This is a genomic window from Maribacter zhoushanensis (genome assembly GCF_029350975.1).
GTDB lineage: Bacteria > Bacteroidota > Bacteroidia > Flavobacteriales > Flavobacteriaceae > Maribacter > Maribacter zhoushanensis.
Genome location: NZ_JARKMR010000003.1, coordinates 656,319 through 676,610, shown reverse-complemented (window position 1 = coordinate 676,610; position 20,292 = coordinate 656,319). Strand labels below are relative to the sequence as shown.

Sequence of the window (20,292 nt, the reverse complement as noted above, 5' to 3'; positions counted from 1 at the left end):
ACTCAAATAAAAAAAGCCCTCAATTGAGGGCTTTTTTATGTAATATAAATAGCGTTAGTATCTAAACGCTACAATTCTATTTCTTTCAAAGCATTTATAGTCGCATCTAAATCATCATAACTTAAGGCATCGTTTAAGAAGTAACTTTCAAAAGCACTAGGTGGCAAATAAACGCCTCTTTCTAGCATACCATGAAAGTATTTCTTGAAGGTTTCATTGTTACCTTTTGCAGAAGAAGCAAAATCAACTACAGGCTCATCGGTAAAATGTACTGAAATCATACTGCCGTAACGGTTGATTTGATGTGCTACTTTTTTCTTCGTCAATACTTCGGCTATACCTTTATGTAAATATTCCGCTTTTTCGGCTAAGCTTTTAAATACTTCAGGGTTATTGTTCAATTCGGTCAACATAGCCAAACCTGCACTCATAGCTAACGGATTTCCACTTAAAGTTCCTGCTTGATAAACGGGACCATCAGGAGCAAGAAAGTCCATTATCTCATTTCTAGCAGCAAAAGCACCTACTGGTAAACCACCACCAATAACTTTACCATAAGTAACAATATCAGCCTTTATGTTCAATACTTCTTGGGCTCCGCCTTTTGCCAAACGAAATCCGGTCATTACCTCATCGAAAATCAATAGAATTCCTTCTTGAGTACACAGCTCACGAAGACCCTTCATAAATTCATCAGTAGGCACTATGCATCCCATATTACCGGCAATTGGCTCAATAATAATCGCTGCCAACTCCCCTTTATTGGCTTGTACCAATTCTTTTACTCCGGCTAAATCATTGTAATCTGCCAACAAAGTATCTTTTGCCGTACCCTGAGTAACACCTGGGCTGTTAGGGCTACCAAAAGTAACTGCACCACTACCTGCTTGAATCAAAAACGAATCTGAATGACCATGGTAGCATCCCGCGAATTTTATGATTTTATCTTTACCTGTAAATCCCCTTGCCAAACGTACGGCACTCATACAAGCTTCTGTTCCGCTGTTCACAAACCTAATTTTGTCCATATTAGGCACCATAGAAATAGCCAATTTCGCGAGCTCTGTTTCAATTTCCGTAGGCATACCAAACGAAGTACCGTTCTGTGCCTTCTCTACCACTGCATTAATTACAGGCTCATGTGCGTGACCTAATATTAACGGCCCCCAAGATGCGATATAATCAATTAATTTATTCCCATCTTCATCATACAGATAAGCACCTTTAGCTTTCTTTACAAAAATTGGATCGCCGCCAACTGCTTTAAATGCTCTTACAGGTGAATTTACTCCGCCAGGTATATATTTTTTCGCCTCTGCGAACAGGGCGCTACTTCTTTGATAGATCATACTCTTAATAAATTTTTATTATTTGACTTTAATTGGCTGTCCAATAGATAAGTCTGCACTGCGTAAATTATTCAACTCCATTAATTCATCGACACTCATGTAGTACTTTCTAGATAAAGAATACAAAGTATCTCCTTTTTGCACCGTATGTATATTGCTTGCATCATTCGTAGCTACAGTTGTAGTTTTATATTTGACTTTTTTAGACTGTTTGTCATACTTGTGCAAATCATATTTCTCTATCAAATAGATTAATTTTTGCGGGTATTTTGGATCAGTAGCATAACCCGCCTTTCTTAAGCCTCTTGCCCACCCTTTATAATCGGTATGTTTTAAATTGAAAAGAAAAGCATATCTAGATCTAGTGGTCAAGAAAATACTATGATCCCTAAAAGAATACATGGGGTGGTTATATTTTCTAAAACACTCTCCCTTTTCATCATCGTCATGAAAGTCATAATCACCCTCCCAACCTTTATGGCATTTAATACCAAAATGATTGTTGGTTTTCATAGCCAATTCACCTTTTCCGTTACCACTCTCTAAAAGACCTTGTGCCAAGGTTATACTCGCAGGTATACCGTAGCCTATCATCTCTAGTTGAGCGGTCTCTGCAAATGTAGTTATGTATTCAGATGGAGAATCTATGTTAAACCGTACAAATTTAGATGGCTCTGCAGGTAGATTTGCATTTTCTTCCTTTTTAGAAATATCCGATGTTGATTTTCTACGTTCGTTAAGTACGTTTTTGGTACGTAATTGATCTGAGTATCTTTTCTTGGATTTACAAGATGACACCCCTATTCCAATCAATAAAACCAACAAAATTATCTTTTTCATATATTTAACAAAGGTAAATTTTTCTTTTTCAGTACACTATTCATGCCAGCAATACCTTGTAAACCACCCGTATGTATTGCAATAATTTTGGTTCCTACCGCAAAAGTATCATGCTTAATCATATTGAACAACCCAAAAATCATTTTTCCTGTATAAATAGGATCTAATGGAATTGACGTAATTTCTTTGAATGTATTAATAAAATGAATTAGCTCTTCTGATGTTTTTGCATAGCCACCAAAATGATAATCGGTCATCAATTGCCACCGTTTGTTGTCTACCAATTTTTCTATTTCATCATTTAAAAACCCACCTTTTAACGCTGAAAAACCTAGTACTTTTTGATGTGAAAAAGAGGAATTTATTAACCCTGATACCGTACCTCCGGTACCCACACTGCTGCATAAGAAATCAAATTCTTCATCTTTCTGGGTAATAATTTCTTCGCACCCTTTTATGGCTAAATCATTTGTTCCTCCCTCTGGCACCAAATAAAATTGTCCAATTTCATTTCGTAAATCATCAATAAATACGTCAGATTCTTTTTCTCTATAATCGCTTCTGCTTATAAATTTAAAACGCATACCATCATCATAAGCCTTCTTTAAAGTGGCATTAATTTTCCATGAAGATTCAAGTTCTTCTCCACGTATAACCCCTATTGATTTTAACCCTTGTTCTTTCGCCGCATAGGCAGTTGCGGCTATGTGGTTAGAATATGCTCCGCCAAAAGTTAAAATGGTATGCTGGTTTTCTGCCTGGGCAGCCAATAAATTGTACTTAAGTTTTCTATACTTGTTTCCAGAAATAAACGGATGTAATAAATCTTCGCGCTTAATAACAAGAGTTACCTGCTTTTCTGCTAATAAAGGATGTTCAATAAATTGATTAGTGCTTTGCAAGTAGGGCGAATTTATCGCCAAAGATATTTAATAAAGCTAAATGTTTTTCGATTGGACAGATAATCCATATCATTTTCATTCACATAAGCCTCGCGCTCAAAACTGAGATTTTGATAAGCTTTGTAGGTATCTAAATAGCAAATGGCTCTAATTACCCATTCTGTTAGATATAAAATATAAAAAGGTAGAATCAATAATTCTTGTTGCTGACGCAAGTGAATTTTCTCATGGTTTATAAGAACATCATCATTTTTTAAACTTCCATTTTTTAAAAATATGAAAGGCCATAGTGAAAGACCTACATAATTTTTATAGAAGAAATGTCTAAAAACCAATATCATAGATTTAATTTGATACTATTACAACAAATATAAAGCCAAAAATAGACTGTAAGAAAATTACCGGTTTTTGTTGCCAACAAAACCGATTAATGGTCAAATTATGGCTTAAGCGCTTTAATTGCTAACTTCAAAACATATTGCTTTTAGGTTATCAACAGAAAGAAGTAACTTTATACTATTAAAAGGTATTGATTACATGAAAGAAATAATCCCTATTGAAGAAGGTGATTTTTATTGGTCTGAAAACGGATTTAGAGTTTTTACCAAACAATACCACTTAAAACGGGGATATTGCTGTGAAAGTGGTTGTAGACATTGCCCGTACGGGTATGATCCTAAAACAAATACACAGTAAAATTTTAACATAGCTCGGCATGGTATTTGTGATTATTCTTTTTAGAAAAAAAATAAGTACTTAAAACATATAACGTTATGAAAAACATCAAATTACTTGGCTTACCTCTGCTTCTTTTAGTTTTTATTACTTCTTGTTCATCGGTCAGTGTACTTTCTGATTATGATCAAAAAGCAGATTTTAACGGATATAAATCTTATGCTTTCTATAAAACAGGCATAGACAAAGCTCAAATATCAGATTTAGACAAGAAGCGTATTCTTCGAGCCATTGAAACTGAAATGAGCTCAAGAGGCTTTGTAAAGTCTGAAGCACCAGACATCTTAGTCAGTATTTTCACCAAAGAACAAGAAAGGGTTGACGTATACAATAACAACTATGGCTGGGGTGGTGCCTGGGGATGGGGTTATAACCCATGGGCATGGGGACCTGGTTTTGGCTGGGGCGGTACAAGTGTTAGTGCAAGCACCCAAGGTTCTTTATATATTGACCTCATAGATAATAAAACTAGCGAATTGGTGTGGCAAGGTAAAGGTGTAGGTACACTTTCCAACACCAAAAACATCGCCAAAAAGGAAGAGCGCATTAGAGAATTTGTTTCTCAAATTTTAGAGCAATACCCTCCTAATGCCGTTGCAATGAAATAATAGCTATACAATTTAAAAATGGGCTTGCAGATGTAATCATCTACAAGCCCATTTTTATTTATAGTAACGGAAAGTGAGTATCATTCTTTACTTCATTTAAAACAAAAGCGCTTTTAACACCACCTATACTGGGCAATGATGCAATCTTAAATTTTGCAAAATTATAATAGGCGTCTAAATTTTTGACCACTACTTTTAATAGGAAATCAAATTCACCACCCACTACAAAACATTCTACCACCTCTGGGTATTTCATAACCTGCTCAAAGAAATCATCCATCATTGCTCCTTTTTGCGCTTCTAATGAAACAAAACTGAAAACGGTTATACTTTCTTCAATTTTATCTTTATTTAAGATGGCTACATAGTTCTTGATAAACCCTTCTTGCTCCAATCTTTTAATACGTTCATAAACGGGCGTTTTGGTCAAGCCCAATTGTTCTGCAATAGACTTGGCTACCGTTTTAGCATCTTTCTGTAATATTCTTAATATCGCCCTATCTATATCATCTAATTTTTCCATCATAACTTTTTCCTGTTTTACAATCCCCATCTGCACTTAAAAAGTACTAATTCCCGAAATATAATTACTTAAAAGTCTTATTTCCTAATTTAATTAAAATTAACAATTAATTGGTCTGTAAATTATATATTTAGTAGAAATAATGTGAGTGTGTCACAGAAAATCAATGGTATGAAAACTTCTGAATATGAAAGCAATCCTATTTTAGATAAGCTTCCAAAACATTTAAGACAGTACATTAAACCTCAAAATTATGAGGACTACACACCTATTAACCAAGCGGTATGGCGTTATGTAATGCGCAAAAATGTTGACTATTTAAGTAAAGTGGCTCATAAATCATATTTAGAAGGATTACGTAAAACCGGAATTTCTATTGAAAACATTCCCAACATGTACGGAATGAACCGTATTCTTAAGGATTTAGGATGGGCTGCTGTTGCGGTTGATGGATTTATTCCTCCTGCTGCTTTTATGGAATTTCAGGCGTACAACGTACTTGTAATTGCTTCAGACATACGCCAATTAGAAAACATTGCCTACACCCCTGCCCCAGACATTATACATGAAGGTGCCGGTCATGCGCCTATTATTGCCAACCCTGAATATGCTGCATATTTAAGACGTTTTGGAGAAATTGGCTGTAAAGCGATATCTAGTGCCAAAGATTTTGAGCTTTATGAAGCTGTTCGGCATTTGTCCATTATCAAAGAAGCTAAAGGAACGCCAATAGATGAAATTGAAAAAGCCGAGAAGCATATAGAATTTCTTCAAGACAACATGGGCGAACCTAGCGAGATGGCTCTTATAAGAAATTTGCATTGGTGGACGGTTGAATACGGACTTATAGGCACCCTTGAAGATCCTAAAATTTATGGGGCTGGACTATTATCTTCTATAGGTGAAAGTCAGTGGTGCATGACAGACAATGTTAAAAAACTTCCTTATTCTATTGAAGCGGCTAAGACATCTTTTGATATTACCAAAAAACAACCCCAACTCTTCGTTACCCCAGATTTTGCTTTCTTAAGTCAGGTACTTGAAGATTTTGCCAATACCATGGCATTGAGAAGAGGAGGATTATCAGGTTTACAAAAACTTATAGACTCTAAAGAGCTAGGTACCATAGAGCTAAGTACAGGACTACAAGTGTCCGGTAATTTTGAATCATTGATTTCTCATGATGGTAAACCTATTTACTTTCAAACGAAAGGCAAATCTGCCTTGGCATACAGAGAAAAAGAATTGGTTGGGCAAGACATCAATCAGCATGAAACGGGTTTTGGCTCTCCTATTGGCAGGCTAAAAGGAATCAATATCCCCATTGAAGATATGAGCCCTCGTGATCTTAAAGCGTATAAGATTTATGAAGGTGAAATAGTTTCGCTTGATTTTACCGGTGGCATTAATGTAACCGGTAAAATAGTAACAGGTACACGAAATCTTAAGGGTCGCATTATTCTAATCACTTTTGAGAATTGTAAAGTAACGCACAAAGGAAATATACTTTTTGAGTCTAATGATGAACTCTACAACATGGCTATTGGCGAAGAAATTGTTTCTGCCTACCATGGTCCTGCAGATTTGAAAAGTTTTGACCTGTTAGATCATTCGCTGAGTACTGGAAACCATAACAAGTATGACAGTTCATATTCAGAATTAGAATCATATTACAAGCTTATTAGAGATTTTAGAGAGGGCAACAACACCATTATCTCTAGAACAAAGGTTTTTGAGACCATACAAGAAAAATATCCAAAAGACTGGTTATTGCCTATTGAAATATATGAACTGGCAATTTTAAGTAATGAAAAAATATTAGCGAAAAATATTAAAATACATCTTGAAAACATTAAGCTAGACCAACCTGAATTAGGACAATTAATTGATGACGGACTAGAATTAGCTACGGCAAAATCTCTGGCTTAATGGCTTGCAACCCTTCTAATGATTCTATGGTTTGCTCTTTATATGTTAATCGCCATCCCATAGAATTGGTTAGAATATAGAACTTTTGTAATTCGCTAATAAGTCTGTTTTCTGAATTGGTACGTAAAGCTGAAGCTTCTACCTTTTTCATTAAAGAAGCTTTTACCGTTTTTTTGATTTTATTATAATCAGCCGCATCAAACTGGTTTAAATAATCTGCGGTGACGTCGTAATATTCAAAATCTGGATTCAGGTTAATTTCTGCTTCTGGTATGCTATTGATTTTTACCGTTTTGGCTGCTTCATCAACCTCAAAATCAATCTTACTTAAATCATAAGCAACGGTAACATCTGCATTTACCACCACCAAAGCCTTTTTCTCCGCACGTAATAACGGACCAAAAAGCTCCTTCGAATCTTTATAATTATACACCTCAGAAAAATGACCCTCTGTTACCACCAACTTAGAAACATTGGTAATTTCTTGCTGAATGAGCATAGAATTTTCTTCTAGAATAGATTTATCTTCTTTACCCTCATTACAAGAACGAACAATGAAAACAATTGCCAAAGTGATTAAAACGCCAGCTATAAATTTCTTCATGTATTTACAGTATTAAAATCCATAAACGGATAGTCTTTCTTTATATACGCAATTTTATGTGCCAGCGATGTTAAAAATTTTTGATGCGCTTCTCCTTCAGGATTAAAAGCCTTATGCCGCAGACCTCTCTGTACCTCACCAACCTTTTTCATAGTTACAGAAGTGGCTTCATCTATCCACACCTCAACAAACTTCTCCCAGATATAATCTATCGCCACCTCATTTGGGTGAATCATATCCTTAGCATAAAAGCGATAATCTCGTAGCTCATCCATCATTAATTCATAACTAGGAAAATAGGAGATACGCTCTGCCAACACATTATGAATCGCAGAAATCAAGTGCGATTTGCTTAATTGATTTTCTACAAACCCGTCTTTTAAATGCCGAACAGGAGAAACAGTTAAAATAAATTGAGCTGAAGGATTTACTGATTGTACCAAAGCGGTAATTCTTCTTAAACTTTCTGTAACTTCTTCAACCCTTAATAACTCTTTTGTAAAATTAGATTGTGGAATTTTATGGCAATTTGCGACTACTTGATTGCTAGAAGTCTTTCGGTATACCCACGCCGTGCCTAAAGTAATTACAATATGAGTTGCCGTTTGTAGCTGAATCGAAGTAGTAGCTACAGCCGTATTTAAATCTGTAATTATTTGCTCTTTGGATGGATTACTTAAACTGGAATGTGCATTAAAACTATGCCATTGCTCATTCGCGCTAAAAACATCTTCTTCTGTAAATAACTCTTGATTGACCGCCTTTTGAATTAAATTTTCTATAGCCAATGGATGAAACAAAATACCGAAAGGATTCTGTAATGATTGAAATTTATAATACGCTAATTTTGCTCCCATATTCTCGGAAAAGCAAGAGCCTATAAGTAATAACTGACTTGAATAATCAATTGTATTTTCAGCTTTATATAAAGGTATTTGAGTCAATAAATTCATTGTGGTCGTTCACTCGCATTTAACTTATGAAACAATTGATAAGGATAAATCTCATAAATGACATTATCTTCATTTATAGTATTATCTCCATTTTCAAATGCTTTTTTCTCCCATTCAGCACCTTCTTCATCACCTAATTTGGTCATACTTCTACCTCTAAAATAAAGAGCATCCGCAAAATTATCATATACTTTTAAAGACATATCAAAAGAGGCAATTGCCTCTTCATAATTACCCAATTCAAAATCTGCAATACCCAAATAATACCAGTCTAAATAATGACAAGCTTCTTGCGGAGGATCATTGGGGAAATCTCTAAACTGTTGTTCTTTACTTAACAGCAAAAACTCTTTTGCTTTAGAGAATTTGTTCAATTGAAGATAATCTAGACCAATGTAAAAGTTATAAGTATGATCCATAACATAACCATCACCAAATTCTTTTTTGGCTCTCATAAATTCAGATATGGATTTTATGTAATCTTTTGAGAAAATACATCTCACAAATCCGCTATAATCCAAATACTTTTCTGGCGCGTACTCAACAGCTTTATCTAAAAATGGTTTGCCTAACTGGTATTTTCTAGCTTTATATAACGGCATAGCTTTTTGCTGCCAAAGCCAAGCGCTCTCTGGTACAATTGTGAGTGCTGAATCTAAATACTGCTGATGCTCTAACGAATGCATAGGACTCTGAAAAGATTTTTCTACATACTCTCTAATATGCATAGAATCTATACCTGACAAGACTTTTTCCTCTACTTCCGTATCATCCTTAACAACATCTTCCTTTTTACTTGAAAAATTACAAGACGAAATAATAAATAATAAAACGATATATCTTTTCATAAAACTATTATTTCACAATAACCTTTTAAGCAGATCTAACCTTATCCCAAATAACCCTCAGCCTTTGCCAATGCCTCATCAATACCACCAGGATTTTTACCTCCTGCAGTTGCAAAGAAAGGCTGACCACCGCCGCCACCTTGAATATACTTACCAAGCTCACGAACAATTGTGCCTGCATTTAATTCTTTAGATGCAACCAATTCCTTAGAAATATAACATGACAACAATGCTTTACCATTTTGCTCAGTACCGAACAACAAAAACAAATTATCCTTATTACTGCCCATTTCAAAACTTAAGTCCTTTATACCGGCTGCGTCTAAATCAATTTTCTTTGCTAAAAACTGTACTCCGTTTACTTCTTTAAGCTCTGATAGCAAATCTCCTTTTAAGTTTTTCGCTTTATCTTTCAACAGTTCGGCTACTTGCTTTTTAAGACTGCTATTTTCTTCTTGAAGACTTGAAACTGATTTTACAGGATCTTGAGTATTACCCAATACTCCTTTTATTTTCGATAATAATTTATCATTATCTACATGTAAATCTTTAACTGCATCACCTGTAATTGCTTCTATTCTTCTAATTCCTGCAGCTACAGCACCTTCAGACTTTATTTTAAACTGCCAAATATCACCTGTATTCTTTACATGGGTACCACCACACAATTCTATGGATTGACCAAAACGAATTGTCCTTACAGCATCACCATATTTTTCTCCAAACAATGCCATTGCTCCATCAGCAATTGCCGTTTTCATAGGTACATTTCTTTCTTCTTGAAGTTTTAGATGTCCGTCTATACGAGCGTTTACAAAATTCTCCACTTCTTGTAATTCTTCTGGAGTCATTTTAGAGAAGTGAGAAAAATCAAATCTCAAATACTTAGAATGTACAGAAGAACCTTTTTGTTCTACATGCTTACCTAATACTTCTCTCAGCGCCTGATGCAACAAATGCGTTGCCGTGTGGTTTGCCTCTGTTCTACTACGTTGCTTTTTATCTACTACCGCTTTAAAACTCTCCCCTAAATGCTTTGGTAAATTTTTAGCAAAATGTATGATTTCATTATTCTCTTTCTTGGTATCTGTAATATATACTACATCACCATGAGTATCTTCTAAATATCCTTTATCACCTACTTGACCACCACCTTCTGCGTAAAACGGAGTTAGATTGAACACCAACTGAAACTGGGTTCCATCTTTTTTAGAAACTACTTTACGGTATTTGGTAATTTTCACCTCTACATCTAACATATCATAACCAACAAACTCCTGTTCGTTATCATCCTGCAAAATTTCCCAATCTTCTTTAGATATAGATGAGGCAGATTTTGATCTGTTTTTTTGCTGCTGCATAGCCGCATCAAAGCCTGCTTCATCTAATTCATATCCTTTTTCACTAAGGATCAAAGCAGTTAAATCTATTGGAAAGCCAAAGGTATCATACAATTCAAAAGCTTTTCCGCCATCGACCGTTTTGCCGTTTGTATTTTTTATAATCGTATCTAAAAGCAACAACCCTTGATCTAATGTCTTTAAAAAAGAATGTTCCTCTTCTTTAATAACATTTTCAATTAATTGTTTCTGCTCCTTTAATTCTGGGTATGCATCGCCTAAAGAATCCGTCAACACATTTACCAAACGGTACATAAAAGGTTCTTTGGTATTTAAAAAGGTGAAACCGTAACGTACCGATCTTCTTAAAATTCTTCTTATAACATAACCTGCACCTGTGTTACTTGGCAATTGACCATCTGCAATTGAAAATGCTACGGCACGTATATGATCACTGATTACGCGAATGGCTATGTCAATTTCTTCATTCTTACCATAGTCAGAATCTGTAATCGTTTCTATTTCTCTAATTAGAGGTGTAAAAATATCAGTATCGTAATTACTTTGCACTCCCTGCAACACCATACACAAGCGCTCAAAACCCATACCGGTGTCTACGTGCTTTGCCGGTAAATTTTCTAACGAACCATCTGCCTTACGGTTATATTGCATAAAAACAAGATTCCAAATCTCCACTACCTGCGGATGATCTTGGTTTACCAAACTTGCTCCAGAAACTTTTGCCTTTTCTTCTTTAGAACGAATATCTACATGAATTTCTGAACATGGACCGCAAGGACCTTGATCGCCCATTTCCCAAAAATTATCCTTCTTATTGCCCATGATAATTCTATCTTCAGGCACAATACCCTTCCATAAATCGAAGGCTTCGGTATCTAATTTTAATTGATCCGCATCATCACTCCCCTCAAAAACAGATACATATAAACTGTCTTTGTCAATTTTAAGCACCTCTGTCAATAACTCCCAAGCCCAAGTAATAGCTTCTTCTTTAAAATAATCACCAAAACTCCAATTACCCAACATCTCAAACATGGTATGGTGGTAGGTATCTTTACCTACTTCCTCTAAATCATTATGCTTACCGCTTACACGTAAACATTTTTGGGTATCTACCACTCTAGAGCTCTTTGGCTGACTGATGCCCAAAAAGTATTCTTTAAACTGGTTCATACCCGCATTTGTAAAAAGCAGGGTTGGGTCATCTTTTATGACCATTGGCGCAGAAGGCACTATTTTGTGTTCTTTACCTTTGAAAAAATTCAGAAATTGCGTTCTTGTCTCTTTGGAATTCATCTAAAATGCTAAGCTTTTACAAATTTTAACGGTTTATATAAAACTATCTTTATATTTGTTTGTTCCCTAATAATTGAAAAAACAAAAATAGGATAAATAACATTCATGTCTAAGGTAAAATACTATTACGACCCAGACACGCTGTCGTACCGTAAAATAGAACCCGAAAAATCTAAACGTTATAGAAATATAGCCTTCTTTATTTTGGGGTCATGCCTTTTTGGTTTTTTAGCGTTAATTCTTCTTCTAAACACCAATTTAGTCAATACACCAAGAGAACTTTCCCTATCTCGTGAAGTAAAAAATTACGAGCTTCAGTATGAGTTATTGAACAAGAAGATGGAACAAATCGAAGAAGTTTTAGGGAATATTGAAGATCGAGACAATAACATATACCGTTTATATTTTGAAGCCAACCCTATACCAGACGAACAGCGTAAAGCAGGTTTTGGTGGTATAAACCGATATAAATCTTTAGAAGGTTTCAATAATTCTGAAATGATCGTTTCTACTACAAAGAGACTTGACATCATTAAAAAACAGATGGCCATTCAATCTAAATCACTAGATGAGATTACGAAACTGGCAGAAGAAAAAGAAAAATTACTAATGTCGATACCTGCAATACAGCCTATAAATAACGAGGATTTAAAACGTATGGCATCTGGTTATGGGTGGAGGTCCGATCCTTTTACCAAGGCTAGAAAAATGCATTATGGAATGGATTTTACCGCTCCAAAGGGCACGCCTATATATGCCGCAGGTGATGGTAAAATCATAAGAGCGGATAACAATTCATCTGGATACGGAAAACATATTCGTATTGATCACGGATATGGGTATTTAAGTCTTTATGCCCACCTAAGTCGATACAATGTCAAAAAAGGTCAAAAAGTAAAAAGAGGTGATCTTATTGGTTTTGTAGGAAGCACAGGTAGATCAGAAGCGCCACACTTACATTATGAAGTATGGAAAGACAATGACAGAATCAACCCTATGAATTTCTATTATGGTAGTTTATCACCAGAAGAATTCGAGAATATGTTGAAATTCGCTAATCAAGAAAATCAATCATTAGATTAATGCAGATAGACCTTCCTGAAAAAAGATATTATGGCATTGGTGAAGTTGCCCGTGCTTTTGGCGTAAACGCTTCACTAATTCGTTTTTGGGAGAAAGAGTTCGATGTGCTCCAACCTAAAAAAAATGCAAAGGGAAATAGAAAATTTACTCCCCAAGACATTAAAAATCTTCAATTAATATATCATTTGGTAAAAGAAAGAGGCTTTACTCTTGATGGCGCCAAAATTCACCTTAAAGAAGAAAAGCAGAAAACACTTTCTAACTTTGATATCATTCAAAAACTAGAACGTGTTAAAGCTGAATTAAATAAAATTAAAGACCAATTATAACACAACCATTATGAAAAAAGGACTAATTGCATTAATCGTTATCGCTGTCATAGCATTTGGATTATATCAATGGGGCGTAGGCTTCAACAATACTGCCGTGGCATTAAAAGAGACATCTACCAAAACATGGGCCAATGTAGAAAGCGCCTATCAACGTAGAAACGATTTAATCGGTAATCTTGTAAAAACAGTACAAGGCGCCGCAGATTTTGAAAGAGGTACTTTGACAGATGTTATTGAAGCAAGAGCAAAAGCAACTTCAGTCAATATTGACCCTACCAACATTACACCAGAGCAATTAGCGCAATTCAACCAAGCACAAAGCGGGCTAAGTGGTGCGTTAAGTAAATTATTGGTAACGGTAGAACGCTATCCTGACCTAAAAGCAAACCAAAACTTTCTAGAACTTCAATCACAATTAGAAGGTACCGAAAATAGAATTAACGTAGCCAGGGATAGATTCAACGCAACTGTTGAACCTTACAACCTACACATTAAAAAATTCCCGAATTCTATTTTGGCAGGTATTTTAAATTTTAGTGAGCTAGCCTATTACAAAGCAGATGCCGGTTCTGAAAATGCACCTGATGTAGATTTTGATTTCGAATAACATCCTATGTCTAGAGTAGAAAATTTCTTATCGGCTACAGAAGAGCAAGAGGTAGTAGAAGCTATTCTTAAAGCTGAAAAGAACACTTCTGGCGAAATTAGGGTACATATTGAGGGGCACACCCGAAAAGATCATTACGAGCGCGCTAAAGAGGTTTTCCATCTATTAAAAATGGATAACACCAAGCAAGAAAACGGAGTATTGATCTACGTAGCCGTAACCGACAAGAAGTTTGTTATTTGTGGCGATAAAGGTATAGACAATGTTGTGCCAAAGGATTTTTGGCAAACTACTAAAAATAGTATTCAAACACATTTTGAAAAGGGGGCTTTTAAAGACGGACTAGTTGCCGGAGTTTTAAAAGCTGGTGAAGAACTAAGAAGTCATTTTCCTTGGCAATCAGATGACACCAATGAATTAAGCAATGAGATATCTAAAGGTTAGCCTTGTAATTCTTTTTCTTTGGTGCACTCCGTCATGGAGCCAATTTGAGATACCCGAAAAACCGGCTTTACAAACTAGTGTTTACGATTACACCAATCTTTTGACCGATCAGCAAAAGGTAGCTCTTAGCCAAAAATTAGTTCGTTACTCAGACAGCACCTCTACCCAGATCGTAGTTACTATTATTGCAAGTACCAATGGTGAGAACATTAATTATCTTGGTGCAAACTGGGGTCAGAAATGGGGTATTGGACAAGAAGGAAAAGATAATGGTATACTTATAATACTTGCCGAGAATGACAGAAAAGTAGCCATTAGCACAGGCTACGGTATTGAGGGCTCACTAACAGACGCCCTTTCTAAACGAATTATTGAAAATGTAATTTTGCCTGAATTTAGAGTAGGTGATTATTATGGCGGACTAAATAAAGGGTCTGATGTAATTTTTCAAGTATTAAATGGAGAATTTCAAGAAGACAGAACTTTTGGTGATAATGGAGGAACTCCATTTTCATCCCTATTACCATTTATCATATTTGTGGTAATTCTTTTTATCCTTTGGAGCCGTAAAAATGATGACAACGACAACAACGGTGGCAGAAGACGCGGAGGATTGAGTCCGTGGGATATGATTATTCTCAGCAACATGGGTCGCTCTAGCGGTTCTAGTGGCGGATTCGGTAGCGGTGGAGGCGGAAGCTTTGGCGGTGGCGGATTCGGAGGAGGTTTCGGCGGCGGCGGCTTTGGCGGCGGCGGCGCTTCTGGAGGTTGGTAGCTTATTTTAAACTTCTTATTTCACTTTCAATATCCAGGGAGATTAAAGTCTGTTTACCTCTATTAGCTTTCTAGCATCAATTAGGCTTGAGTCTATTGTATGTAATTATACAGCAATCATACACATAATATTACCCACCCCTTTATCCCCTCCCAAGAGGGGAGAACTACGTTTTTGATTCCGGATTTTGTTAGTAACTGAGAGTTTCGTTAGAACAATTCTACTTAGTTAGGTTTATCTAAAATGGTTACTATTCCCCTCTAGGGAGGGGCTAGGGGCGGGTTATTGCTTGTTACTCTTGGTCCTTTCACCATTTCACCACTTTCTATCCTTTACCAAGAGAAGCTTATTATATTCTAGTTGTTTAATCAAAAAGATCTAATAATTCTGCTACGCAGAATTATTAGATCTTTTTTTTTACTCAGTGAAACTTAGAATCTATTCTTCAACTCTAAATTATCTTACTTCTTCCTCATAAATACCGTAATAGGCACTCCAGAGAAATCATACTCTTCTCTTATTTTATTTTCTAGATAACGCTTGTAAGGTTCCCTAACATATTGCGGAAGGTTACAGAAAAATGCAAACTGCGGATACGGAGTAGGTAATTGCGTACAGAATTTAATCTTAACAAATTTACCTTTATATGCCGGTGGCGGATAGTTCTCAATTATTGGCAACATCGTTTCATTGAACTTACGTGTAATAATCTTCTTGTTACGATTATTATACACCTCAACTGCAGTCTCTATTGCCTTAAAAATACGTTGCTTTGTCAATACAGAAACAAAAAGAATAGGCACATCTGTAAATGGCTCAATAGCTTTTTTAATTTTATCTGTATAGTGTTTTATTGTATTGGTCTCTTTATCCTCGACTAAATCCCACTTATTTACAAGAATTACTATGCCCTTATGATTACGTTGAGCTAGCCAGAAAATATTTTCTACCTGACCATCAAATCCTCTAGTAGCGTCTAACATTAAAATACAAACATCGCAATGTTCAATCGCCCTTACAGAACGCATTACAGAATAAAATTCTAAATCTTCTTTCACTTTCGCCTTACGACGTATACCAGCGGTATCTACTAGATTAAATTCAAACCCGAATCTATTATATTTGGTATCAATACTATCTCTTGTAGTACCTGCTATATCAGTTACTATATACCTATCCTCTCCAATAAGCGCATTGATAAATGAAGACTTACCTGCATTAGGTCTGCCGACAACAGCAAATCTTGGCAAATCACTTTCTTCTTCTACTACATCTGGCAATTTTTCTACCAAAGCATCTAGCAACTCTCCTGATCCACCACCATTTATACTCGATAAGGTAAAATACTCACCTAGACCCAAAGAATAAAACTCAACGGCGTCTTCTGCCCTCTTGGCGTTATCCACTTTATTTACCGCTAAAAAAACAGGTTTTTTAACGCGTCTTAGAAGTTTGGCAACATCTTCATCCATACCGGTTACTCCGGTCTCCACATCTACCATAAATATAATAGCATCAGCTTCTTCAATAGCTAGTTCTACCTGCCTATCAATTTCCTTTTCAAAAACATCGTCACTACCTACAACGTATCCGCCCGTATCAATAATTGAAAACTCTTTTCCGTTCCAATCACTCTTACCATAATGGCGATCACGAGTAACACCGCTAACGGCATCAACAATAGCCTCGCGTCTTTGAATTAATCTATTAAAAAATGTTGATTTTCCTACATTAGGTCTCCCTACAATGGCAACAATAGCACCCATAGCTTAAATTTGCCGCAAAGGTAGTATAATCCAAACAATAGTTGCCTGATTACCTTATCTATATATAAAAATTGAAAAGAGTTTACTTATTATACCCAAAACGCTTTAATTGACGAGCATTACTACGCCAGTTTTTATTCACTTTAACGTACAGCTCAATATGGACTTGCTTACCAAAGAATTTCTCCAAGTCTTTTCTAGCCTCCACTCCTACTTTTTTCAAAGCCGAACCTTTATGACCAATGATAATACCTTTTTGAGAATCGCGCTCTACCATAATAACAGCACGCATTCTAATAATATCTTCATCTTCAAAAAACTCTTCTGTTTCTATTTCAACCGCATAAGGAATCTCCTTTTTATAGTTCAAAAGAATTTTCTCACGAATAGTCTCATTTACAAAGAAACGCTCTGGTTTATCAGTTAATTGGTCTTTTGGATAATACGCCGGCGATTTAGGCAACAACTCTATAATACGTTCAAATACGCCTTTTACATTAAAATTGGATAATGCAGAAATTGGATGCAACTCTACACTTGGTAACATTTCTTGCCAGTATTGAACCTGCTCTTCTAATAATTCTTGTGTAGCCGTGTCTACTTTATTCAATAACAAAAGTACCGGAATTTTACTATTCTTTATTTTCTCAAAGAAAGCTTCATCCTTTAACGCCTTCTCCCCTATTTCTACCATGTACAAAAGTACATCGGCATCTTCAAAAGCAGATTTTACAAAATCCATCATACTACTCTGTAGTTGATATGCCGGTTTAATTATACCAGGGGTATCTGACAGGATCACTTGAAAATCATCGCCATTTACAATACCTAAAATACGGTGCCTTGTTGTTTGTGCTTTTGATGTTATAATGGATAATTTTTCACCCACAAAAGCATTCATCAACGTTGATTTACCAACATTAGGATTACCTATAATATTTACGAAGCCTGCCTTATGATTTGCCATCTTTATACTTTAAAATATATTTCTTCAATTCTACATTTACCTTTGGAGCCAACAAAAGTACGGCAATCATATTGGGTATCACCATAAGAGCATAAGACAAATCGATTAAATTCTTCACCAGCTCTAGTGATGCCACTGCAGCAAAGACAATCATAATTACAAAATACCAGTTGTAAAACTTCCCGATTTTTGCATTGGTTAGGAAAGACAATGACTTAACTCCGTAATATGAATAAGTAAATAAAGTAGACAATGCAAAGGCAGTCACGATAACCATCAACAAAACATCTCCCCAACCGAACAAGGTTTTTTCAAATGCAGACAAGGTCATTACTATACCACTAGAATCTTCTAAATATGCACCGCTAAGAATAATAACAATAGCGGTAAACGTACACACTAAAATAGTATCTATAAACGGACCTAACATAGCCACCAAGCCTTCACGAATTGGCTCGTCATTTTTAGACTGACCATGATACATAGGTGCACTACCCAAGCCGGCTTCATTAGAAAACATAGCCCTACGAACACCAATAATTACCAATCCCCAAAATCCGCCTGTAGCTAAAGATTTAAAATTCCAAGCTTCAGTGAATATCATTTTCAAAGCAGGCAATATTTGACCGGAATTCATAGCCATTACAGCAATAACCGCTATTAGATATACCGCTACCATGAACGGGACTATGGCAGAAGCTACTTTTGCAATTTTTGTTAATCCACCGAAAATCACAAATGAAGTAATCACAGCCAGTATAAGACCTATGGTCCATTTCCAATTCTCATCACTCATCTCTATTATTGTTGCTCCAGGATCAACAACGCTCATAAAAGTCTCGGTAAACTGGTTAGCAGTAAAGACCCCTAAAAAACCGAATAGACCACATACTGCAAAAAATATTGCTAGCGGTTTAGCCTTTTCACCCAAACCTTTTGTGATATAGTACATAGGACCACCTTGCAACTTGCCATCAGAATCTGTACCACGATACATTATTGCCAAACTACAAGAGTAAAACTTAATGCACATACCAATCAATGCGGTCATCCAGATCCAAAAAACCACCCCTGGACCACCGTCATGTATTGCAATAGCAACTCCTGATATATTTCCTAAACCAACTGTTGCAGCAACCGCAGCTGACAAGGCTTGAAAAGAACTAACATCACCCTTGGAATCTTTATTATCATATTTACCAGCAGTAATTGCGATTGCATGACCAAAGAAACGATAAGGCATTAATTTGGAATAAAAAACCAAAAAGAGTCCGCCACCAATTAATAAAAGAAACATAGGCCACTCTGTATACGGTAGCGCACTTGCTATAAAGTCGTTAATTGTATCCATAAATTTGTAAAAAACCGAAGTTATGGATTTAATGTTTTTTAAAAGATAATGCTCTCAAAAAATATTCTTTAAATAAGTTTGGAATATAGAGAAAATGTATTGTATATTTGCACCCCGCTACGAATAGTAGCACACCTTTATCTCGTCAGCTTAATGACCTGAAGTTGCAAAACAAGTGAGATAAAAACCCATATCGCGGGGTAGAGCAGTAGGTAGCTCGTCGGGCTCATAACCCGAAGGTCGCTGGTTCGAGTCCAGTCCCCGCTACTAATAAAATCAAGCCTTTCAAGAAATTGAGAGGCTTTTTTTATGCTTGGGTACAACATAGGTACAACATTTCTTTGTTTTGCTAATCAAAATAAAAATTATCATTATTTGACATTAAAAACAGTCAATAGCAATTATTTGAGTACTACTCCCAAAGATTTTAAATTGTAAGTCCCCGATTTTCAGCTTACTTGGTTCAAACCATTACAAATTAAATTATTGTTAAACTCAATAAAAATTTTAAATTTTTATATATTTGTGCTAATGAAAAAAGTATCTCAAAAAATAATGTCAATCTTGATGGCGTTCGTAGTGTTATTCTCTACGATGTCATTTACCATTGATTTGCATTACTGTGGAGATACTATGGTCGATTATTCTTTCTTGCATAATGTGGAAACTTGTGGAATGAAAAAAGAGCAAGTTGTATCAACTTGTGAAAATCCAGAAATGAAAAATAAATCCTGTTGCTCAGATGAACAAATCATCATCGAGGGACAAGAAGATTTAAAAAATAATTTCAGCACACTCACATTTGAGCAACAGATTTTTGTTGCATCATTCCTTTACTCTTACATCAATCTTTTTGAAGGAACGGCATCAGAGGAGGTTCCTTATAAAGATTATCCACCACCATTTGTCATACGGGATGTGCAAGTCTTGCACCAGACCTTCTTAATTTGATTTATTAAACATTCGTGATTCGCCCTTCGATAACTATCGACTAGGGCTCAATTTGTTGTATTTGTATT

General features: G+C 35.7%; 20 protein-coding genes and 1 tRNA gene. 10 read left to right on the top strand and 11 right to left on the bottom strand.

The window, feature by feature from the left end:
- Nucleotides 1-68 precede the first annotated feature (68 nt).
- From hemL to PXD56_RS13380, 3 genes are read right to left on the bottom strand one after another with little or no spacing between them, the layout of a single operon-like run.
- Nucleotides 69-1,349: a glutamate-1-semialdehyde 2,1-aminomutase gene (gene hemL / locus PXD56_RS13390; RefSeq protein ID WP_276493841.1), complete on the bottom strand. Its 1,281-nt coding sequence runs from the start codon at nt 1,347-1,349 to the stop codon at nt 69-71.
- A gap of 18 nt (nt 1,350-1,367) precedes the next feature.
- A complete protein-coding gene (locus PXD56_RS13385) occupies nt 1,368-2,189 on the bottom strand; it encodes a glucosaminidase domain-containing protein (protein ID WP_276493840.1) in 822 nt (273 codons plus the stop codon).
- A complete protein-coding gene (locus tag PXD56_RS13380) occupies nt 2,186-3,091 on the bottom strand; it encodes a 1-aminocyclopropane-1-carboxylate deaminase/D-cysteine desulfhydrase (RefSeq protein WP_276493839.1) in 906 nt (301 codons plus the stop codon). The genes PXD56_RS13385 and PXD56_RS13380 overlap by 4 nt, the downstream gene beginning before the upstream one ends.
- Before the next feature lie 537 nt (nt 3,092-3,628).
- On the opposite strand from PXD56_RS13380, the gene PXD56_RS13370 reads away from it, so the two are divergent.
- Both PXD56_RS13370 and PXD56_RS13365 read left to right on the top strand, forming a co-directional pair.
- Nucleotides 3,629-3,787, top strand: coding sequence for a C1orf53 family protein (locus tag PXD56_RS13370; protein ID WP_166637489.1), 159 nt, complete (start codon nt 3,629-3,631; stop codon nt 3,785-3,787).
- 77 nt (nt 3,788-3,864) lie between these two features.
- Entirely contained in the window at nt 3,865-4,434 is a 570-nt protein-coding gene (locus PXD56_RS13365; protein WP_276493837.1) for a DUF4136 domain-containing protein, read from the top strand.
- A gap of 58 nt (nt 4,435-4,492) precedes the next feature.
- Here PXD56_RS13365 and PXD56_RS13360 read toward each other — a convergent pair whose 3' ends face one another.
- Nucleotides 4,493-4,960 carry an Lrp/AsnC family transcriptional regulator gene (locus PXD56_RS13360; RefSeq protein ID WP_276493836.1) on the bottom strand — a complete coding sequence of 156 codons (468 nt, stop codon included), beginning with the start codon at nt 4,958-4,960 and terminating at the stop codon, nt 4,493-4,495.
- Nucleotides 4,961-5,128: 168 nt separating this feature from the next.
- On the opposite strand from PXD56_RS13360, the gene PXD56_RS13355 reads away from it, so the two are divergent.
- Complete coding sequence (locus tag PXD56_RS13355; RefSeq protein ID WP_276493835.1) at nt 5,129-6,886, top strand: aromatic amino acid hydroxylase; 1,758 nt, start codon at nt 5,129-5,131, stop codon at nt 6,884-6,886.
- On the opposite strand, the gene PXD56_RS13350 is transcribed toward PXD56_RS13355, so the two are convergent.
- Genes PXD56_RS13350 through alaS form a run of 4 tightly spaced genes read right to left on the bottom strand, consistent with a single transcriptional unit; the run spans nt 6,864 to nt 11,948 of the window.
- Nucleotides 6,864-7,490, bottom strand: coding sequence for a DUF4230 domain-containing protein (locus PXD56_RS13350; protein ID WP_276493834.1), 627 nt, complete (start codon nt 7,488-7,490; stop codon nt 6,864-6,866). The genes PXD56_RS13355 and PXD56_RS13350 overlap by 23 nt on opposite strands.
- On the bottom strand, nt 7,487-8,443 hold the full coding sequence (locus PXD56_RS13345) for a GSCFA domain-containing protein (protein WP_276493833.1): 957 nt from the start codon (nt 8,441-8,443) through the stop codon (nt 7,487-7,489). Before PXD56_RS13345 ends, PXD56_RS13350 begins: the two co-directional genes overlap by 4 nt.
- A complete protein-coding gene (locus tag PXD56_RS13340) occupies nt 8,440-9,291 on the bottom strand; it encodes a tetratricopeptide repeat protein (protein ID WP_276493832.1) in 852 nt (283 codons plus the stop codon). Before PXD56_RS13340 ends, PXD56_RS13345 begins: the two co-directional genes overlap by 4 nt.
- Before the next feature lie 41 nt (nt 9,292-9,332).
- On the bottom strand, nt 9,333-11,948 hold the full coding sequence (gene alaS / locus PXD56_RS13335; RefSeq protein WP_276493831.1) for an alanine--tRNA ligase: 2,616 nt from the start codon (nt 11,946-11,948) through the stop codon (nt 9,333-9,335).
- Nucleotides 11,949-12,053: 105 nt separating this feature from the next.
- Between alaS and PXD56_RS13330 the strand changes: the two genes are divergently transcribed.
- From PXD56_RS13330 to PXD56_RS13310, 5 genes are read left to right on the top strand one after another with little or no spacing between them, the layout of a single operon-like run.
- Nucleotides 12,054-13,031 (top strand): M23 family metallopeptidase, encoded by a 978-nt coding sequence (locus PXD56_RS13330; RefSeq protein ID WP_276493830.1) that lies wholly within the window; start codon nt 12,054-12,056, stop codon nt 13,029-13,031.
- Entirely contained in the window at nt 13,031-13,360 is a 330-nt protein-coding gene (locus PXD56_RS13325; RefSeq protein WP_058105223.1) for a MerR family transcriptional regulator, read from the top strand. The genes PXD56_RS13330 and PXD56_RS13325 overlap by 1 nt, the downstream gene beginning before the upstream one ends.
- Nucleotides 13,361-13,370: 10 nt before the next feature.
- Nucleotides 13,371-13,970, top strand: a complete 600-nt coding sequence (locus PXD56_RS13320) for a LemA family protein (RefSeq protein WP_276493829.1) — start codon at nt 13,371-13,373, stop codon at nt 13,968-13,970.
- Nucleotides 13,971-13,976: 6 nt separating this feature from the next.
- Nucleotides 13,977-14,414: a TPM domain-containing protein gene (locus PXD56_RS13315; protein WP_276493828.1), complete on the top strand. Its 438-nt coding sequence runs from the start codon at nt 13,977-13,979 to the stop codon at nt 14,412-14,414.
- Nucleotides 14,395-15,189 (top strand): TPM domain-containing protein, encoded by a 795-nt coding sequence (locus tag PXD56_RS13310; RefSeq protein ID WP_276493827.1) that lies wholly within the window; start codon nt 14,395-14,397, stop codon nt 15,187-15,189. The genes PXD56_RS13315 and PXD56_RS13310 overlap by 20 nt, the downstream gene beginning before the upstream one ends.
- Before the next feature lie 461 nt (nt 15,190-15,650).
- Here the strand turns inward: PXD56_RS13310 and der are convergent, their stop codons facing one another.
- The 3 genes from der to PXD56_RS13295 form a co-directional block, all read right to left on the bottom strand.
- Nucleotides 15,651-16,955, bottom strand: a complete 1,305-nt coding sequence (gene der / locus PXD56_RS13305) for a ribosome biogenesis GTPase Der (protein ID WP_036156478.1) — start codon at nt 16,953-16,955, stop codon at nt 15,651-15,653.
- 82 nt (nt 16,956-17,037) lie between these two features.
- On the bottom strand, nt 17,038-17,922 hold the full coding sequence (era, locus tag PXD56_RS13300; protein WP_276493826.1) for a GTPase Era: 885 nt from the start codon (nt 17,920-17,922) through the stop codon (nt 17,038-17,040).
- The gene (locus PXD56_RS13295; protein WP_276493825.1) at nt 17,909-19,273 is read right to left on the bottom strand and encodes an alanine/glycine:cation symporter family protein; all 1,365 of its coding nucleotides are present in this window, start codon (nt 19,271-19,273) and stop codon (nt 17,909-17,911) included. The genes era and PXD56_RS13295 overlap by 14 nt, the downstream gene beginning before the upstream one ends.
- Nucleotides 19,274-19,467: 194 nt before the next feature.
- Between PXD56_RS13295 and PXD56_RS13290 the strand changes: the two genes are divergently transcribed.
- Nucleotides 19,468-19,540, top strand: a tRNA-Met gene (locus tag PXD56_RS13290).
- Nucleotides 19,541-19,804: 264 nt separating this feature from the next.
- On the top strand, nt 19,805-20,224 hold the full coding sequence (locus PXD56_RS13285) for an HYC_CC_PP family protein (RefSeq protein WP_276493824.1): 420 nt from the start codon (nt 19,805-19,807) through the stop codon (nt 20,222-20,224).
- Nucleotides 20,225-20,292: the final 68 nt, after the last annotated feature.

What these genes read in the sequence shown, in the direction of transcription:
- PXD56_RS13385 (WP_276493840.1), bottom strand. Translation starts at nt 2,189, where the DNA reads ATGAAAAAGATAATTTTGTTGGTTTTATTGATTGGAATAGGGGTGTCA.
- PXD56_RS13330 (WP_276493830.1), top strand. Translation starts at nt 12,054, where the DNA reads ATGTCTAAGGTAAAATACTATTACGACCCAGACACGCTGTCGTACCGT.
- era (WP_276493826.1), bottom strand. Translation starts at nt 17,922, where the DNA reads ATGGCAAATCATAAGGCAGGCTTCGTAAATATTATAGGTAATCCTAAT.
- PXD56_RS13365 (WP_276493837.1), top strand. Translation starts at nt 3,865, where the DNA reads ATGAAAAACATCAAATTACTTGGCTTACCTCTGCTTCTTTTAGTTTTT.
- PXD56_RS13355 (WP_276493835.1), top strand. Translation starts at nt 5,129, where the DNA reads ATGAAAACTTCTGAATATGAAAGCAATCCTATTTTAGATAAGCTTCCA.
- PXD56_RS13295 (WP_276493825.1), bottom strand. Translation starts at nt 19,273, where the DNA reads ATGGATACAATTAACGACTTTATAGCAAGTGCGCTACCGTATACAGAG.
- PXD56_RS13285 (WP_276493824.1), top strand. Translation starts at nt 19,805, where the DNA reads ATGAAAAAAGTATCTCAAAAAATAATGTCAATCTTGATGGCGTTCGTA.
- PXD56_RS13315 (WP_276493828.1), top strand. Translation starts at nt 13,977, where the DNA reads ATGTCTAGAGTAGAAAATTTCTTATCGGCTACAGAAGAGCAAGAGGTA.
- PXD56_RS13350 (WP_276493834.1), bottom strand. Translation starts at nt 7,490, where the DNA reads ATGAAGAAATTTATAGCTGGCGTTTTAATCACTTTGGCAATTGTTTTC.
- PXD56_RS13325 (WP_058105223.1), top strand. Translation starts at nt 13,031, where the DNA reads ATGCAGATAGACCTTCCTGAAAAAAGATATTATGGCATTGGTGAAGTT.
- PXD56_RS13360 (WP_276493836.1), bottom strand. Translation starts at nt 4,960, where the DNA reads ATGATGGAAAAATTAGATGATATAGATAGGGCGATATTAAGAATATTA.
- alaS (WP_276493831.1), bottom strand. Translation starts at nt 11,948, where the DNA reads ATGAATTCCAAAGAGACAAGAACGCAATTTCTGAATTTTTTCAAAGGT.
- PXD56_RS13340 (WP_276493832.1), bottom strand. Translation starts at nt 9,291, where the DNA reads ATGAAAAGATATATCGTTTTATTATTTATTATTTCGTCTTGTAATTTT.
- PXD56_RS13370 (WP_166637489.1), top strand. Translation starts at nt 3,629, where the DNA reads ATGAAAGAAATAATCCCTATTGAAGAAGGTGATTTTTATTGGTCTGAA.
- PXD56_RS13320 (WP_276493829.1), top strand. Translation starts at nt 13,371, where the DNA reads ATGAAAAAAGGACTAATTGCATTAATCGTTATCGCTGTCATAGCATTT.
- der (WP_036156478.1), bottom strand. Translation starts at nt 16,955, where the DNA reads ATGGGTGCTATTGTTGCCATTGTAGGGAGACCTAATGTAGGAAAATCA.
- PXD56_RS13310 (WP_276493827.1), top strand. Translation starts at nt 14,395, where the DNA reads ATGAGATATCTAAAGGTTAGCCTTGTAATTCTTTTTCTTTGGTGCACT.
- hemL (WP_276493841.1), bottom strand. Translation starts at nt 1,349, where the DNA reads ATGATCTATCAAAGAAGTAGCGCCCTGTTCGCAGAGGCGAAAAAATAT.
- PXD56_RS13345 (WP_276493833.1), bottom strand. Translation starts at nt 8,443, where the DNA reads ATGAATTTATTGACTCAAATACCTTTATATAAAGCTGAAAATACAATT.